Genomic DNA, 15,634 nt, shown 5'->3' with positions numbered 1-15,634 from the left:
ATCTTCCCTTCCGACATGCCTTCACTCGCCCGCATGCCCATAGCGCTCTTTGATCGCGCCAAGATCAACCTTCAAGCCACGCTTGAAGAAGTCGTCCACCTCCACGAAGTAGTGCGGCACCTTGATGGAGCTCAGCTTGCCTCGCACAAACCGTTCGAGCGCGTCGCGGTCGAACGCCGCTCCCTCCTCCATGTGCACGAGCGCTTTGGCAACTTCGCCGCGCTCGGCGTCGGGCACGCCTATCACGCAGCATTCTTCTACGCCCGGACAGTCTTTCAGCGTGTTCTCTATCTCGATGGGAAACACGTTCTCGCCGTTGGTTACGATCATATTCTTGAGCCGCCCCTGCAAATGCACGTATCCCATGCGATCGAGGTGCCCGATATCGCCCGAGCGAACCCAGCCGCCCTCCGCCATGATGCCGGCGGTGGAGGCGCGGTCATTCCAATAGCCGGAGAACGTGACCGGACCGCGCCACAGCAGCTCTCCGTCGGTCCCTGTCGGCACCTCGCGGCCCTCTTCGTCGACTATCTTGAGTTCGGTGAAGCACATAGGCTTCCCCACGGTATCGCTATGCTGCATTATGCTTTCAAGCGATTCGTCGCTGTCGGGATAGAAACAATTGTTCGGCCCCGTCTCGGTCATGCCATAGGCGTTGATCAGCTTCACGCCGCGTCTCCAATACAGCTCCATGGTCGATGTGCTGATGGGTCCCGCCCCGTTCGCAAGCAGCCGATACGACGAAAAGTCCGTGGAGGCGAAAGCAGGATGCTCCGCCATGCGGCGAAACACCGCCTCGAGCGCCAGACCGGTCGTGGGCCGCTCGCTTGCGATGAGTTCAAGCAGCACGCCAGGATCGAGCGAATCGGTGAGCACGATGCGTGCACCCACTAGAAGCGACGGCAGCGTCGTCACGTTCCAGCCGACGGTATGGAAGAACGGGAGGAACGTTATCCCGCAGTCGCGTTGCGTCAAGCCTACCGTCAGAATCTCGGACAGCGCGTTGTACAGGACGGCGCGAAAGCTTATCTTGGCCGATTTCGGCAGACCGGTCGTGCCGCCGGTGTGCACGAGCAGCTGGGTCTCTTCGATGTCGAAATCGGCAAAGCCGTCGAGCGAGGGAAGGCTGCACGCGCCGATTTCGCCCGCCATGATGTCGGAGTAGCAAGGAAGGGAACCGTCCTCCCCGTCGAGGGACACCAGCACGCATGACGCGTCCGCAAGGCGGCAGGACTCCTCGATCTTCTGACGATGCCCTTCGGATACGAAGACGACGCGCGGGCGCTCCCGCGCAATGAGCGGTGCGAGGTCGTCGGCGCGCAATCGCCCGTTGTAGGTGGTGATGATGACGCCCGTCATGAGGCTCGCGTAGAAGGCGTCGATGAAGGCAATATTGTTCTCTGCGGAAAGCGCGATGACCTCACCTTGCTGCAAGCCCAGGTCGTCGGTCAGATATTTCGCGAGTCTCGCGCCCCGGCATCCCAGCTCAAAATAAGCGTATCGCTTTCCGGTCGCACGATCGAAAACCGCCTCGCGGCTCGGGGTCCTCAGAATACGGTACAGAAAGCCCTTCACGGCATCGTTCAACATGATACGTCCCTTCCACGGCCTGCGCTTGAGCCAGAGAGCGCGCGTTTCCTTTCGATATAATTCCGACGGCCCGCAGCGGGATGCCCGCAGCTTGCGCGCATCCCGCATGCGCGACCGGATAGTCGGCGCATGATGCGGCATGCCGCTTACTTGCCCGCCGCCTTGATGAGCGCACGGCCGGCCGTGTGCACCATGATCTCCTCCGTGCCGGCCATGATGCGATAGACGCGCTGGTCGCGCCACAAACGCGACACGACGCAGTCGTCGCAGTAGCCGATACCTCCCATGACCTGCATCGCGTCGTCGATGACCTGGAAGGCGGCCTGCCCGGTGTAGCGCTTGGCAAGCGACGCGTCGATATTGATGGGCTGGCCGTTCATGCGCTTCCACAACGCCTTGTAGCACATGTTCTGCATGTTCTCGATCTTTATGGCCATGTCGGTGATCTTCTCCTGAATGAGCTGGAAGGTGCCGATGGTCTGGCCAAACTGGACGCGCGTGGCGGCGTGCCTGGCGGCATGATCGTAGGCGCAACGGGCCATGCCGATGTTGTACACGCAGCTCATGAGACGTTCCACATCGTAGTTCTTCATGAGCTGGATGAAACCCATGCCCGGCTTTCCCACCAGGTCGTCAGGAGTCACTTCGACGTCCTCCATGTACACCTCGTAGGTGTGCATCATGTTGTTGCCGATCTTGCTCAGCTGCGACATCTTCACCCCGGGCGAGTCCATACGCATCAGGTACATGGAGAAGTCGCGCGTGGGGTTCTCGTTCTTGAAGTCGCGAACGATGCACAGCATGTAGGGCGAGCAGTTCGCGCCGGTGTTGAACGTTTTGCAGCCGTTGAGGTACAGCTTGCCATCGCGCTCGTTGACCGTGGTGGTGGCGGCATAGCTGTCGGATCCGGCCTGGGGTTCGGAGAAGCCGAGCGTGAAGGGCTTGACGCCCTTGAGCCCCAGTTCGCAAATGATCTTCTGCTGCTCGGGCGTGCCGAACGACAGAATGTCGTCGACCTCGAGGGACTGGTTCACCCAGCACAACGACGGCCAGCCGAGCGCGATGGCCTCCTCGGCCACGAGGAATTTCGTGATATCGTCGCAGGGCGTGCCGCCCAGTTCCTCAGGAACGCCGAGAGCGGCGAAGCCCAGTTCCACCGCATCGTCGATGGCCTTCTGGGGCAGGACGCCTTCGTCGTCGCACTCCCGGAAATAGGACTCGTAATTGCCGCGCGCCATCATCTCGCGCACGCTTTCGATGAGCAGGCTCTGCTCGTCAGTCAGACCGAAATCCATAAGAAACCTCCTTGGTTGTGCCCGCATGCTACGGGCAGATAGGCGATGTTTCGCATCGCTGTGTGCCGGATGACGCTCGCACGGCGGTTTTCGCCGCTTTCGAGCCGCCCCGTTTCGCGCATCGATCGGTCGGGGCGGCCGCGTGCAATCGCAGAATGGAACGAAGCGGCCTCCTGACCAGCCATCACCTGGCCAGGCGCTTCCTGATTAACGGACTTCTGGCCAGCGGCCTATTGGCCGGCGGCCTCCAAAACAACCTGCAGCTCGCTTTCGGTCAGGTCCTCCTTCTTCTTCATCATCATGGCCATGGCCTTGACCTTGAGAATGAGCGCGATGGCTCCGAACGTAACCGTCGTATACACCGCCGTAGTGATAATGGTCGAAGCGCCCCAGGTCAGCGCCAAGCTGAAATCGAAATTGGACGCAAGGATGGTGGACGAGACGAGGAAGTACAAAAAGCCGTAGTTGTTGAAGAACGTGGGCAGAATTTCTTTGAAGATGGAGAATACGAAGATGCACGCGAACGTGCCGATGAACATCGCGGCCAACTCCGGCATCGAGCCCGCGCAGACGTGAATGAGCAGGAGGCTGACGACAGCCGTCACGATGCCCACCAGACCGCTTGCCACGATGTTGAGGAAGTCGCGGAACGTGCGCTCCTGGCCGATCATGAACAACAGCAGAGGCAAATACCCCGGCCACAACGTCATCATCGGATTCTCGCCCGCCAACCCCAGCAACACCGCGACGGCGTTGCAAAGCGGCAGGGCAATGCCCAGAATCGTGGCCAAAATGAGCAACTGCCCTAACGTTCCTTCTGTTTTTTCTTCTGCCATGGTTTCCTCCTTGTCGCCTTCGCGGAAAGCTCCCGCCTGCACGCGAAGTACGTGAACGTTTACGGCCTGCCCCTTTGCTGAGTGGCCGCTTCTCCCGTCGGAACCCGCAACGGGCGAGGCACGGGCCCGCCGCAGGCTATCCGCGTCTTTCAAGCTCGCACGAGGTTCTCGCGAGCGTAGAGCGCCGCTCCGAACGCCCCGTTGAACTGGGCGAGCGGCGAGGTGACGATCTGATGCCCTGCGCGTTCGGCAAGGCGGTTGCGCAGGCCCTTGTTGAGAGCGACGCCGCCGGTCATGGCGACGAGCGGTCGAATGCCCGCACGGCGCATGAGCCCGTAGGTGCGTTCGACGACCGACGCATGAATGCCGGCGACGATATCCGGGATGGGTAGGCCCTGCGCAAGCTTTGAGATGACCTCCGACTCGGCGAACACCGTACAAGTGGACGAGATGGGAAGCACTTCGTTCGCTTGCGCGTCGTACGCGGAAAGATCGGACACCGTGCATTCGAAGATGGAGGCCATCACATCGAGAAATCTCCCCGTGCCCGCAGCGCATTTGTCGTTCATCACGAAGTTCTCGAGCGCACCGTTCTCGCCCACGCAGAGAACCTTGGCGTCCTGGCCACCGATATCGACGATGGTGCGGGCGCCGGGAAACAGCTTGGCGGCGCCTTTCGCATGGCAGGACAGCTCGGACACCTGCATATCGGAGCCCTCGAGCACGTGACGGCCGTACCCGGTCGCGCACATGCATGCGATGTCATCGGTCGCGATGCCCAGCGCGGACAAGGCGGATTCCACGGCACGCTGCGGTCCCACCGTGCCCGCCCCGGCACCGTACAGCCCCGTGGCGGCGATGTCGCCGTTTGCATCGACGACCACGCATTTCGACGCGGTCGAACCCGCATCCACGCCCATGCACCACGTCTCGGTCATGGCGAATCCTCCTTTGGAACAGTGCGATCGTTGCAAGCGGCAGGGCGGTCGATCCCCCGCGCGGCGGGCATCTCCCGCGCCCGGGAGCCGCCTGCCGTTCCGGGTTCTCCCGCTGCCGAAACGGCGGAAGAACCCCTCAAACCTACCCGATGAGCTCGACGAACGTTTCAAGCTGCGTGCGCGCCTGCCCATAGGTTTCGGTGGACTGGTCGATCTCGATCGCCACGATAGGCACGCCGGCTTCCATGCACTCGCGCTTGGTGATGGGCTCGTCATACTCCTCGGGATCGCAGAACTTCGCGAGCAGGAGCACCACGCCTCGCGCGCCGCTCTCCTTGGCGAGCGCTGGAACGCTACGGCAATGATCTTTGTGCGGATCGTAGAGTACCGAGTCGTTCCGAAGGGCGCACCAGCCATCGGCAAGCGCCTCGATGGGGTCGCCCTCCTCGGGCACCTGCATTGCGAAAGCGCGGGACTCCTTGGCCAGATCATCCGCCACGATGGCGTACTTGTTCTCCTGCAGGATCTCGCCGATAGCGGGAATGTCTTCGTAAATACCGGAAAGAACGACCGGATGGTAGCCCTCGAGGCTCGACGGCAACGCGGCAAGTGCGGCATTCAGCTGCTTGACGAGGGGCAGGTGGTCGGCCTTGCGCAGATAGTAGCCCGCATTGATCACCTGCGCGCGATCGATGACGGAAACTTCGGACGGATGCTGGCCGGCAAGCTTCACGAACGCGCGCATCGCGGCGCGCCATTCGTTGTACAGCTTGATGGAAGCCGTGATCGCCTCGTCGTCGAGAATAGTGCCAAGGCATTCCTCCACACCGCGCTTAACCTCGGTGTAGGAATCCACCGCATAGTCGCGTCCGGCAGGGATGAAGCGATTCTGGGGCTGGGATACGAAGATCATCGGAATCTTCGAGCCCACGCCGGCGCTCCAGTTCTGCGAGAACGGGCGCAGGTTGTCGCACAGGCCGGTAATCATCATGCCAGAGAGCCTGTCGAGCTTACCGGTCAGGCCCATCTCCAGCGTCATCTGGCAGATGGAGCAGTAGAACGGCGGGAAGTACTTCTTGGCCTCGACGGCCGGACCCACCATGCCCCACACGCCAAACGGCACGCCGCCGCCCGCGTCCACAAGCTCCTCGGGCACGTAGTAGGGCCCCACGCCGATAATGCGACGGCCTTGCGCGATGTACGCGTCCGCCTGGGCGGATGGGTTCTGGGCGACCTCGGCGAACGTCGCCAGCAACTCCTTGACGCCTGCCATGGCTTATTCCCCCTTCTTGTTGTTATCCATGACCTCGATGAGGCCCTGCAGGCGCGTCTGATACTGCGCCTCGCTGAAGTTGCGTGGGTCGGACTGGTCGCCGTCGAACAGCACCACCGGGATATCCAGATCGCGCGCAATGCGGCGTCCCATTTCGGGCATGAAGCCCGACCACATCTTGCAGGAGCGGTTGATGTGGACGAGCGCGCCCTCACACTTGCCGTCCTTGCACAACTTCTTGCGCGCTTCGGTAGCGCGTTCGAGATTCTGGCAGTTCGGCACATCGGTCATCGCCTTCATCAGACCGTCCATGTCGTCGTAGACGCCGGAGAAGGCCGGGCAGTAGACGCAGCCCGTCACGTTGACGCCCTGCATGATGAGCGGACCCGCCGTGGCCTTGAGATAGGGCCACACCGCGATGCCCTCGTAGAGGATGCGATGCTTCTCGTCGGGCTTGAACGTTGACTTGTTGATTTTGACGAACGTTTTGCATTCGTCGATGAGGTAATTGAACGCGGCGAGGGCTTCCTTCTTCGGACGCGCGGTCGTGGCGACGGCCATATGGTTGAACAGGTCGAAGCCGTTCATCGGCGAGGGATCGTACTGCACGTAGGAGGTGGCCTCCAACCATGCCTTGGACGAGGCGACGGAGACGTCGCACACCTCCTGGAAACGATCTTCGTCCCACGTTTTGCCGGTGATTTCCTCAAGCTGTTTGACGGCGTGCTCGAACTGGCCTTTCAGGTATGTAATGCGCTTCTCGTCAACATCGTAGCCGTCGTTGAACGGAATATCGATGAACACCATCGGGATGTCCAGGAAGTAGGCGAGGTCCTCGTACCACGGCATCATCGTCTCGCAGATGCTCGTGGCGCCCAGCACGAAGTCGGGAAGCGGCATGTCGCGCTCGCCGTTGGGACACGCGGCAACATTGGCATAAGCTAGGTTGATGCGCGCATAGGCGCACAGGTCGTTGGAAAAACCCAGCTCTCCTTCGGCGTACTCCAGCAAGGGCAGGCTGCCGCCCTTCGCCGAGATGGCGGCCGCCTGGCTTTCGGGATAGACTACATGCAGTCCTAACGTCTCGGCTATCTCGGGCGGGAAGTTGGACGAGCACCAGCCTATCTTCTCTCCCCGCTCCTTGGCCTCGTAGGCGTCTTGGTACATCTTCTCCGCAAGCTGGCCGAGAACGAGCACCGCGGGAACATGTTTCGGCGGAGTCTGCCCGGCGGCGGCAGGAGTTTTTTCTTCTGACATAATGACCCCCTTGTCGGTCGACCGCGGCAGGCGGCCGCGCATGAGCGCGCTGCGCCGCGGCCTTCATCTTTGAGCGTCCCTACCGCCCCATTTGCGGGAGCAGCACGGGAAACGCCCCGGCGGCTACGCGATGCCGAAGTCGGCGAATACCTTGGCGTTGTCGGCTCCGACGGCCTTGCCCTGCTCGGCTTTCGGATCGTCCATGTCGGTGAAGCGGACGGGCGGCTGTCCGAGCGCGGTGGTGTCGCCGTTGGGGTAGGTGATAGGGGCGACGAAGCTGTTCTCCAAAGCCTGCGGGTTCGTCACGTTGGCCTTGAAGTGCACGAGCTTGGTGCACACGATGTCGGCAGCGCGGAGCTTCTCCAGTATCTCGTCGCAGTCATGCTGCATGAAGGCTTCCTCCAGCAGCTTGATCGTCTCGCTGCACAGCTCGTAGCTGGTAACCCACTTGTTGCGGTTGCCGTAGTCCGGATTGGAGAGCAGCTTATCGGAGCCGAGGGCTCGGCATAGCGGCTCCCAGTACCGTTCGGGCTCGTTGATGGTGATGCCGATCCACTCGCCGTCGCGCGTTTGATAGGGGATGCCGGTGGGAGCACTGAAACCGCGGTCGAGCGGGTAGGGATAGCCGAACTGGCTGAGTTGGGTGAGGACGGATGTCAACCACACGCCGGTGCCGTACAGAGACGAGGTTACATGGTCGCCCTTGCCGGTCTTTTCGCGGCGGTACAGCGCCATGCCGACGGCACCTGCCAGGATACTGCCCGCGGCGATGTCGCCGAAGCCGTAGGCGGAGTTCGCCGGATAGGTGGTGTGATCGGTGGCAACCATCAGATCGCGGGAAAAGCCGGTTTCCTGGAACATGGCCACCAGATCGAAGCCCGGAGCGTCCTTGAGCGCGCCCTTCTCGCCGTAACCGGACAGCGTGGCCATGACGAGACGGGGATACTTGTCCTTAAGAGAATCGTAGTCCAGGCCCATCTTCTGCAGCGCCTTGGTGCGGTTGTTGGTCAGGAACACGTCGGCCTGTGCGATCATCTTGTGCAGCTTCTCCATGTCAGCCGGATCCTTGAGATCCAGGCTCACGAACTCTTTGCCTCCGTTGATGGTGTCGAACAGGGGGTTCTCGTCAGGCTTGCAGGGAACGTTGAACGCCATAGCGAAATAGCGCTGGATGTCGCCGCGCGGCGGCTCTACCTTGATCACGCGCGCGCCTTGCGACGCCAGCATGCGCCCGGCTCCCGGCACCGCGAAGTACGAACTCAACTCGATAACCGTTACGCCTTCCAAAGGTTTCATACTGATGCTCCTTTCCGTTTGGCATCATGTGCCGCGTCCGCATGCGCGTCGCGCCACCGTCGCACCTCCGACGCCTGCAATCGTACGGAATCGAGACGGCATAGGGAAAATAGCGATTCGGAAGCAAACCTGATGAATTTGGAATGATGATGTTCTATAGTGGAATAGGCCGCTCCACAGGAGGAACGCAGGACGACGGCACGATCTTTGCATCGAGGGGGTGCAGCTGATTTGCACATCGAAACGCTTCGAGAGTTCATCACCATCGCCCAGCTCGGCAGCTACACGGCAGCCGCAAAGAAGCTCTACCTATCCCAACCGACGCTTTCCAAGCACATATCCGCTTTGGAGAAATCGCTCGGTCACAAGCTGTTCTTCGATGAGCAGCCTCTCATCCTCACCGAAGCGGGCCGCATTCTCATGGACTATGCGAGCAAGACGCTCTCACGAACCGAGACGATGGAGCTCAGACTTGCGGCGCTCAAGAATCACGTCCCCGAGCTTGTGAGGATACAAGACCTCACCTTCTTCGATTTCATAAGCGAAGAATCGCGCAAGGTGAAAGAAGCAGTGCAACGGCGCTATCCCAGCGTGACCTTCGATGTGCGCAAATGCAAGACGCACCAATCGTCGCTCGCAGCGCTGCTCGACGGCGATATCGACGTGGGATTTACGTTCAACATCGCCGAAACGCCGTTCGACCAGCCCGAGCTTGCCGTGCATTCCGGCTACTGCTCGCTGCTGCTCGTCGACTACGCCGGCGAGTTCCGCCTCGGCGTGCCGAAAAACTCCCCGCTGCTCGACATGGGATCGCTCACGCTCGGGGACTTCGCCGACCAACGCTTCTGCGCCATCGCCAGCAACCATTACGAAAGCTTCATCGAGGACTTCCGCGCGCTTTGCATGCAAGAGGGGTTCTTGCCTCAGATAGAATACGAGACCGTGCAGAACTACCACGACTTCTGGACGCGCGACCACGGCGACGGCATCATCTTCTTCGACCTGTCGCACCACAAGAACTTCACCGCCATCGACGGCTACCTGTTCGATACATACAAGCCGGTACGCCCGTTCGGCCGCAAGCGGACGCTCTACATAACCATCACGATGATCGTGCGCGACGAAAACCACGGCCCGGCCCTCGCTGCCTTTCTTGAGACGGCGGAGCGGATCAACCGCAGCCGCGCCGAAAAACTGAAAAATGCCGAGCAGACGAGAACCGCGCGACCGTGAATGCGCGGGGGTGCGAGCGGATCGGTTGTTGCACTACAATAGGAGCCGACCGCGACGCAAAAGAAGGGTGGCGCCATGTACCGCATAGACTTGAACAGCGATCTTGGAGAGAGCTTCGGCCGCTACACGCTCGGACTTGACGACCAGATCATCCCGCTCGTCTCAAGTGCGAACATCGCGTGCGGGCAGCATGCGGGCGACCCGATGGTCATGCGCGACACGGTGCGCATGGCGGCCGAGGCCGACATCGCCATCGGCGCGCATCCCGGCTATCCCGACCTGCAAGGCTTTGGCCGGCGCGACATGAACCTCTCTCCCGACGAAGCGTACTCCTACATGCTATATCAGATCGGCGCGCTGCAGGCGTTCTGCTCCGCGCAGGGCGTGCGCCTCGCGCACGTGAAGCCACACGGCCAGCTGTACAACCATGCGGCCATCGACCCGGAGCTGGCCGCAGCGCTCGCGCAAGCTGTCTGCGACGTCGATCCGAACCTCGTTCTCGTGGGCCTGGCGAACAGCGCGCTCGTGGACGAGGGGCGCAAGGCGGGCCTTGTCGTGGCCGAGGAGTTCTTCACCGACCGCAACTACACCGACGAGGGAAGGCTGGTCGGCCGCAACGATCCCGCCGCGCTCATCCGCGACGAGATGGAGGCTATCGAGCGCGTGAAGCACGCCATCCGCGACGGCGCCATCCTGTCCGTCACGGGCAAGCTCATCGACCTGCATCCCGACACCATCTGCGTGCACGGCGACAACGCCCAGGCGCTTGCGTTCGTCAGCCGCATTCGCCAGTCGCTCGAGGAAGACGGCATCGCCATCAAGCCCGTCGGCCGACCGTAGGAGCGCGAGCCCGAACCATCGCAGCTGGCCGGCAGTGCGTGCGTGCAGCACCTGAGAAAAGCGCGCCCGACGCAGGCAGCGCATTCTTCGGTCAAGCCTTCAAGAGACGATCGTATATCTCAAAATCCTCTTCGTCGAACACGTCGAACACGATGCGCTCGATGCGCACGTCGCACGCCAGCCATGCGCGTGCCTCGTCCACGGCAATGCGGGCGGCCCGTTCGCGCGGGAAGCGGAACTCGCCGGTGGATATGCAGCAGAATGCAAGCGACGTGCACCCCGCATCGGCGGCCGTGTTCAAGCAGGCGCGATAGCACGAGGCCAGCTGTTCATCCTGGGCGGCGGTCGGAACGCCGCTCGACACGTTCGGGCCCACCGTATGCACGATGAAGCTCGCAGGCAGATTGAAGGCGGGTGTGGTTTTGGCTCGGCCAACCGGCTCATCATAACCTTGCGCGCGCATGAGGTCATCGCAGGCGAGGCGCAGCTGGATGCCGGCGAACGAATGGATGGCGTTGTCGATGCAATGATGCCCGGGAATGAAACAGCCAAGCAGCTTCGAGTTGGCCGCGTTCACGATGGCATCCGCCTTGAGCGTGGTGATGTCGCCGCGCCACAGCGCGATGCGGCCATCGTCGAAGACGGTCGGCAGATCGCGCGCGTCCGTCGCTCCCGCCTGCGCGACGCGGGCGCGCAGCACGGCATCCTGGTCAGCCAGTACCGCGTCGGGCACGGGCAGCGGGGGCCGCATGTTCATGAGAGCCCGCGCCAACGTCCAGCGCTCGTCGGGATCCTCAGGCACCGCAAGCCCTGCGAATTCGGGACGTTCCGTTCCCAGATAGGCCACGAGTCTCCCGAGCGCCGCCCGCAGCTCGTCTTGCGTAGGCATCTCGCCCGTATCGCTTGCGCGCTTTCGCTCCATCCTGCGCTCCCTTCGTCGTTCTTCCTCCGCATCCTACGCCATCCGATAAGGTCTGTCATCCGTTCCCCCCCCCCGACGTCAATCCAACGCCTGGATGACACGATCAAAGCGCGGCTTCCATATCTCGCCCCTCGAACAAAGCGCCGCTGGTTCGCCGAACGCTCGGCCATTGTAAACAAAAGCGCCCGCCGGAGTCCGACGGGCGCAGGTTCAGCGCAGGTGCAGGGCGACGCGGTTCACCCGCCGATAAGCGCCTGAAGCGACGTGAGGAAGCTTGACATGTTGCGGTAGCACATGAACAGCGTGATGACGATGATCACCACGCCCGCGCAGTTCGCGAAGATGTGGTTGCGCCATTTGCCGAGGTCCTTGCCGTTCGCGCAGTAGAGGACGAAGAACGCCATGATGGGCAGCAGAATGGCGTTTGCAGCCTGCGCCACCAAAATGAGCTCGGTCGGGCTTTTACCTAACGCGACGGCCATAACGCAGCCGGCCACGAGCACGATAATCCAGATGCTTTTGAAGCGCAGGTCCTTCGTCGTCTTCTTCCAACCCAGCACGCCGTTGACAGCGTACGCGGCCGAGAACGACGCCGTGATGGCGCTCGAGAAGCCGGCGGCCAGCAAACCGAGGCCGATCATCCATGTAGCCCATGAACCCAGCAGCGGCTGGAGCGCGAGCGCCATATCCTTGCCGTTCGTCACCACGGTCTCGGTGCCGAAGATGTTGGCGGCGGCGCAGATGAGAATGGCCATGGAGATGATGCCGCCCAGGCCGATGCTAAGGATGGTATCGAAACGCGCGTCGGACACCTGCTCCGGGTCCTTGAAGCGCTCGGAGGCGCCAGAAGCATGGAGGAACAGGTTGTACGGCACAATGGTGGTGCCGATAAGACCTACGGCGGTCAGGATGCCCTTCGAACCTTCCTCGGGAAGCGTCGGAACGAACAGCCCGGCCACGATGGCGCCCCAGTCGGGGTTCGACGCGAACGCCGTCACCAAAAACACCACGCCCATGAACACGACAATGGCCGTAAGAACGACCTCGACCACCTTGTACGAGCCGATCCACATGGCGATGAATGCCAGAATGCCCAGCACGATGGCGATGGGGATCATCGGCACATCGGGCAGAACCGCTTGGATGCCCAGGATGCCGCCCGTGATGTTCCCTGTCTCGTATGCGATGTTGCCCACGAAGATGGCGATGATAACAATTACGATCGCAATCCACATAAGAGCCTTGTTCGGAATGCGGTCGCGGATGTTTTCACCCAACCCCTTGCCAGAGACGATGCCGACGCGCGAAGCCATCTCCTGGAAGATGATGGTGGCCGCGGTGGCGAACAGCAGCGCCCACAGCATCGTGTAGCCGTAGCTCGCACCCGATACCGTACACGTCGTGACGGTGCCGGGGCCGATGAAGCCCGCCGCCACGAGGGCGCCGGGACCGATGTTCCTGAACTTCTGACCCAATGAACTGCTCATGCCCTCTCCTTTCCGTTCTTACGAGACGAACTTCCTGTCGCTTCATCATCCCCATTGCACGTTTCGTCTTTGTTGCGAACGTGCCGATAACGACCTCGGCGCAATGCGCCGCGCACATTCGTCTACTTTAGCAGAACGCCCGGTCTACGTATACGGAAGAGCGACGGGCTCTCCGCCGGTCGGCGGCGGTCGGCGTCGGACGACACGTTCCGAACGGGCGCGTGCGGCCCGCAGCTCCAGAGGCGCCCTCGACGGCTTTATCCTCGAGCACGCCCTCGCGCCGGCATGCCTCGCCAAGAACGACGGCCAAGAAAAGTTGTCGCAGGTATTACTATGAACGCCGAGGCTCCTGCAAAAGGGCCGCGAGCAATAGTCTCGCCACCGCGCGCGGCGATTCGGGATTCTGCCCGGTGATGAGGCGCCCATCCTGTACGGCATAGGACGAGAAGGGGCGCTTCTTATGGAAGATCGCACGGTGGGCCTTGGCCACCTTCTCGTTCCAGAAGGGGATCTCGCCGCTCTTGCCGCTCAGACGCTCTTCCGCAGTGGTGAAGCCCGTGATGTTCTTGCCGGCCACCACGTACTCCCCGTTCACCCGCAGATACAAAAGCCCCGCGATGCCATGGCACACCGAGGCCAGATAGCCGCCTTGGTCGTAAATGGACAGGCCGAGGCGAGCAAGCCCTTCGCTGCCGGGGAAGTCCCACATCACGCCGTGACCGCCCGTGTAGTACAGCGCGGCATAGTCGTGAGGGTTCGTTTCGTCGGGACTAAGCGAGCGTGCAAGAGCGCGTGTCTGGAAGTCCTCGGAGCGGTAGAGGGCGAACGTGGCGCGATCGGCATAGGCTTTCTTCATGCTGCGCGGGTCGAGCGGCACATAGCCGCCTTTAGGACTCACGTAGTCCACCTCGAAGCAGCACTGCGCCACCTCGTCCACGAACTCCGCCGCCTCGCCCAACCACAGGCCGGTCGCGTCATTGCGCTCGCCGTAGGTGGGCGTGTTAGTAAGGGCTATGAGGATCTTCTTCATCGGGCGTTCCTTCGCTTCGCGTTGAAAGCTTGATCGTACGCCGAACGCTCATGGTCGGACCGACCACGTGGCGAGCGTTACCGGCCCGCAGCAATGAAGAATTCTGCAAGATGATCGAACGGCGGGAAAGCCCGAAACCTTTTCAGCCCTCTCGGAAAATCATTTGCTCTTCGCGTTCCGAGAACCTGCAAGGAAGCGACCGGCAGGGCATCCCCGACGCAGATGCCGGAGACGCCCGAAAACGGCGAAAACATGCCGAAGCCGGCACGGCAACCTCGTGCTACGACTTCTTCGGGAAGCGCACGAGCAGGTTTGCCACACCGCCCACGGCGCAGACGACCGCCACCGCGAGGAACATGACCACGTAGGTTCCCGTCATGTCGAACACCACACCGGCAATGACCGGCACCAATGCCGAGAACACCGACAACAGCAACAGCACGTTGCCCATGATCTTCGGGAAATGCTCGATGCCGAAGTAGTTGGCGAAGGCCGTGGGCATGACGCTCGTATTACCGCCGAACCCGATGCCGAGCAGAATATAGTAAGCGTATAGAATGACCACGCTGCCCGGCGCGCACACAAACGCCAGCGCCGCGCCGATGGCAGTCAAAAACGCGCAGATGCCCAGGATGCGCACGGGTTCGATGCGGTCGGCCAGAGGCGCGATCACCAGGTTCACCGCCACGGCGGCGATGCCCTGCACGGCCACCGCCCCCGCGATGACGCCGGTGTCCATGCCGAGCTGTGCGAAGTACAGCACGCCCGAGGAAACGGCCAGGTTCAACCCTACGAAGATGCTGAACGAACCGAGCCAGATGAGCCAGAACGCAGGGGTGCGGAACGCCTCCTTGCTCGTCCGGGAAACGGTCGTCTTGTACACCGTGGAGATCGCCTTCGCCGGCTCTCCCACTTGCGCGGTGTCTTCCGTCGGAACCGCGCCCGCGGCGCCGGCAGGTGCCGCAGCGATGCCGTCCGGCAGCTGCCCGACGTCCTCGGGCTTGTCCTTCATAAACAGCAGGGCGATGACCAGCGCGATGGCGGCCATGACGGAGATGAGATAGAAGCCGCGGTGCCAATCTCCTCCTTCGCCCATCGCGAAGTTCGTGATAAGCGGGAACGAGAACGCAACCAAGCCGCCGACTCCCATCGTCACGGCCATGGCAAGCCCGCGCTTTTGCACGAACCAGCTGCCGACGGTGGTCTGCGTTGCAATCTGTCCGCCCAACGTGCACGAAAAGCTTAGCAGCAGGCCGAACAGCACCACGTAGGCCACGGTGCTGACACCGGCGAACAGCCCCATGAGAATGCCCGTCACGATAATGAGCAGCGCGCTTGCCGCAAAAGCTTTGCGCGCGCCGTACTTGGCGATGAACTTGCCGATAAGAGGCCCGGGAAGGCCCTGCATGAGGATGAACACTGTGAAGCCGAGTCCGATCATGCTGCGATTCATGGACACGGTGGGGTCGAGCGCCATCGCGGGTATCGCCAGCTGTGCCGCCGCCAGCCCGAAGTTGCCGAGCAGAGCGTACAGTAGAGCGGTCGCTACCACGATGCGCCAGCCGATGAACGATTGTTTCATTATCTCCCCCTTTTCGGGTTCGGGTGCCGCATACGTCGCCCATGCGCGAAGCCCG

The 15,634-nt window shown here is 61.9% G+C and carries 13 protein-coding genes; 2 read left to right on the top strand and 11 right to left on the bottom strand.

What is annotated here, in order from left to right; all coding sequences use genetic code 11:
* Positions 1 to 21: 21 nt before the first annotated feature.
* The 7 genes from C2L71_RS06680 to C2L71_RS06650 all read right to left on the bottom strand — a co-directional run bounded on the left by C2L71_RS06680 (position 22) and on the right by C2L71_RS06650 (position 8,485).
* Complete coding sequence (locus C2L71_RS06680; RefSeq protein WP_170042450.1) at positions 22 to 1,590, bottom strand: class I adenylate-forming enzyme family protein; 1,569 nt, start codon at positions 1,588 to 1,590, stop codon at positions 22 to 24.
* A 146-nt stretch (positions 1,591 to 1,736) separates the two neighbouring features.
* Positions 1,737 to 2,885, bottom strand: coding sequence for an acyl-CoA dehydrogenase family protein (locus C2L71_RS06675; protein WP_103265003.1), 1,149 nt, complete (start codon positions 2,883 to 2,885; stop codon positions 1,737 to 1,739).
* A 230-nt stretch (positions 2,886 to 3,115) separates the two neighbouring features.
* Positions 3,116 to 3,721: a hypothetical protein gene (locus C2L71_RS06670; RefSeq protein ID WP_129588482.1), complete on the bottom strand. Its 606-nt coding sequence runs from the start codon at positions 3,719 to 3,721 to the stop codon at positions 3,116 to 3,118.
* A 149-nt stretch (positions 3,722 to 3,870) separates the two neighbouring features.
* Entirely contained in the window at positions 3,871 to 4,659 is a 789-nt protein-coding gene (locus C2L71_RS06665) for an acyl-CoA dehydratase activase (protein ID WP_103265001.1), read from the bottom strand.
* A 142-nt stretch (positions 4,660 to 4,801) separates the two neighbouring features.
* Positions 4,802 to 5,932 (bottom strand): 2-hydroxyacyl-CoA dehydratase subunit D, encoded by a 1,131-nt coding sequence (locus tag C2L71_RS06660; RefSeq protein ID WP_103265000.1) that lies wholly within the window; start codon positions 5,930 to 5,932, stop codon positions 4,802 to 4,804.
* 3 nt (positions 5,933 to 5,935) lie between these two features.
* Positions 5,936 to 7,189: a 2-hydroxyacyl-CoA dehydratase subunit D gene (locus tag C2L71_RS06655; RefSeq protein WP_187143297.1), complete on the bottom strand. Its 1,254-nt coding sequence runs from the start codon at positions 7,187 to 7,189 to the stop codon at positions 5,936 to 5,938.
* A 123-nt stretch (positions 7,190 to 7,312) separates the two neighbouring features.
* On the bottom strand, positions 7,313 to 8,485 hold the full coding sequence (locus tag C2L71_RS06650) for a CaiB/BaiF CoA transferase family protein (protein ID WP_103264999.1): 1,173 nt from the start codon (positions 8,483 to 8,485) through the stop codon (positions 7,313 to 7,315).
* Positions 8,486 to 8,716: 231 nt separating this feature from the next.
* Between C2L71_RS06650 and C2L71_RS06645 the strand changes: the two genes are divergently transcribed.
* Positions 8,717 to 9,718 (top strand): LysR family transcriptional regulator, encoded by a 1,002-nt coding sequence (locus C2L71_RS06645; RefSeq protein WP_157938938.1) that lies wholly within the window; start codon positions 8,717 to 8,719, stop codon positions 9,716 to 9,718.
* A 75-nt stretch (positions 9,719 to 9,793) separates the two neighbouring features.
* On the top strand, positions 9,794 to 10,558 hold the full coding sequence (locus tag C2L71_RS06640) for a LamB/YcsF family protein (protein WP_103264997.1): 765 nt from the start codon (positions 9,794 to 9,796) through the stop codon (positions 10,556 to 10,558).
* Between the two features lie 91 nt (positions 10,559 to 10,649).
* Here C2L71_RS06640 and C2L71_RS06635 read toward each other — a convergent pair whose 3' ends face one another.
* The 4 genes from C2L71_RS06635 to C2L71_RS06620 form a co-directional block, all read right to left on the bottom strand.
* The gene (locus tag C2L71_RS06635) at positions 10,650 to 11,480 is read right to left on the bottom strand and encodes a protein-ADP-ribose hydrolase (RefSeq protein WP_239926429.1); all 831 of its coding nucleotides are present in this window, start codon (positions 11,478 to 11,480) and stop codon (positions 10,650 to 10,652) included.
* Between the two features lie 236 nt (positions 11,481 to 11,716).
* Positions 11,717 to 12,967: an Nramp family divalent metal transporter gene (locus C2L71_RS06630; RefSeq protein ID WP_103264996.1), complete on the bottom strand. Its 1,251-nt coding sequence runs from the start codon at positions 12,965 to 12,967 to the stop codon at positions 11,717 to 11,719.
* 331 nt (positions 12,968 to 13,298) lie between these two features.
* Positions 13,299 to 13,997: a type 1 glutamine amidotransferase domain-containing protein gene (locus C2L71_RS06625; RefSeq protein ID WP_103264995.1), complete on the bottom strand. Its 699-nt coding sequence runs from the start codon at positions 13,995 to 13,997 to the stop codon at positions 13,299 to 13,301.
* A 280-nt stretch (positions 13,998 to 14,277) separates the two neighbouring features.
* Complete coding sequence (locus tag C2L71_RS06620; RefSeq protein WP_103264994.1) at positions 14,278 to 15,579, bottom strand: MFS transporter; 1,302 nt, start codon at positions 15,577 to 15,579, stop codon at positions 14,278 to 14,280.
* Positions 15,580 to 15,634 lie beyond the last annotated feature (55 nt).

It is taken from the genome of Enteroscipio rubneri (genome assembly GCF_002899715.1).
GTDB classification, from domain to species: domain Bacteria; phylum Actinomycetota; class Coriobacteriia; order Coriobacteriales; family Eggerthellaceae; genus Enteroscipio; species Enteroscipio rubneri.
Note: the sequence above shows the minus strand (reverse complement) of the source record. Positions and strands in the feature narration are given on the sequence as shown.

Bases quoted from the DNA above. Each gene is read 5' to 3' on its own strand.
- C2L71_RS06650 (WP_103264999.1), bottom strand. From the start codon at position 8,485: ATGAAACCTTTGGAAGGCGTAACGGTTATCGAGTTGAGTTCGTACTTC.
- C2L71_RS06680 (WP_170042450.1), bottom strand. From the start codon at position 1,590: ATGTTGAACGATGCCGTGAAGGGCTTTCTGTACCGTATTCTGAGGACC.
- C2L71_RS06655 (WP_187143297.1), bottom strand. From the start codon at position 7,189: ATGTCAGAAGAAAAAACTCCTGCCGCCGCCGGGCAGACTCCGCCGAAA.
- C2L71_RS06660 (WP_103265000.1), bottom strand. From the start codon at position 5,932: ATGGCAGGCGTCAAGGAGTTGCTGGCGACGTTCGCCGAGGTCGCCCAG.
- C2L71_RS06670 (WP_129588482.1), bottom strand. From the start codon at position 3,721: ATGGCAGAAGAAAAAACAGAAGGAACGTTAGGGCAGTTGCTCATTTTG.
- C2L71_RS06630 (WP_103264996.1), bottom strand. From the start codon at position 12,967: ATGAGCAGTTCATTGGGTCAGAAGTTCAGGAACATCGGTCCCGGCGCC.
- C2L71_RS06675 (WP_103265003.1), bottom strand. From the start codon at position 2,885: ATGGATTTCGGTCTGACTGACGAGCAGAGCCTGCTCATCGAAAGCGTG.
- C2L71_RS06640 (WP_103264997.1), top strand. From the start codon at position 9,794: ATGTACCGCATAGACTTGAACAGCGATCTTGGAGAGAGCTTCGGCCGC.
- C2L71_RS06665 (WP_103265001.1), bottom strand. From the start codon at position 4,659: ATGACCGAGACGTGGTGCATGGGCGTGGATGCGGGTTCGACCGCGTCG.
- C2L71_RS06635 (WP_239926429.1), bottom strand. From the start codon at position 11,480: ATGGAGCGAAAGCGCGCAAGCGATACGGGCGAGATGCCTACGCAAGAC.
- C2L71_RS06620 (WP_103264994.1), bottom strand. From the start codon at position 15,579: ATGAAACAATCGTTCATCGGCTGGCGCATCGTGGTAGCGACCGCTCTA.
- C2L71_RS06625 (WP_103264995.1), bottom strand. From the start codon at position 13,997: ATGAAGAAGATCCTCATAGCCCTTACTAACACGCCCACCTACGGCGAG.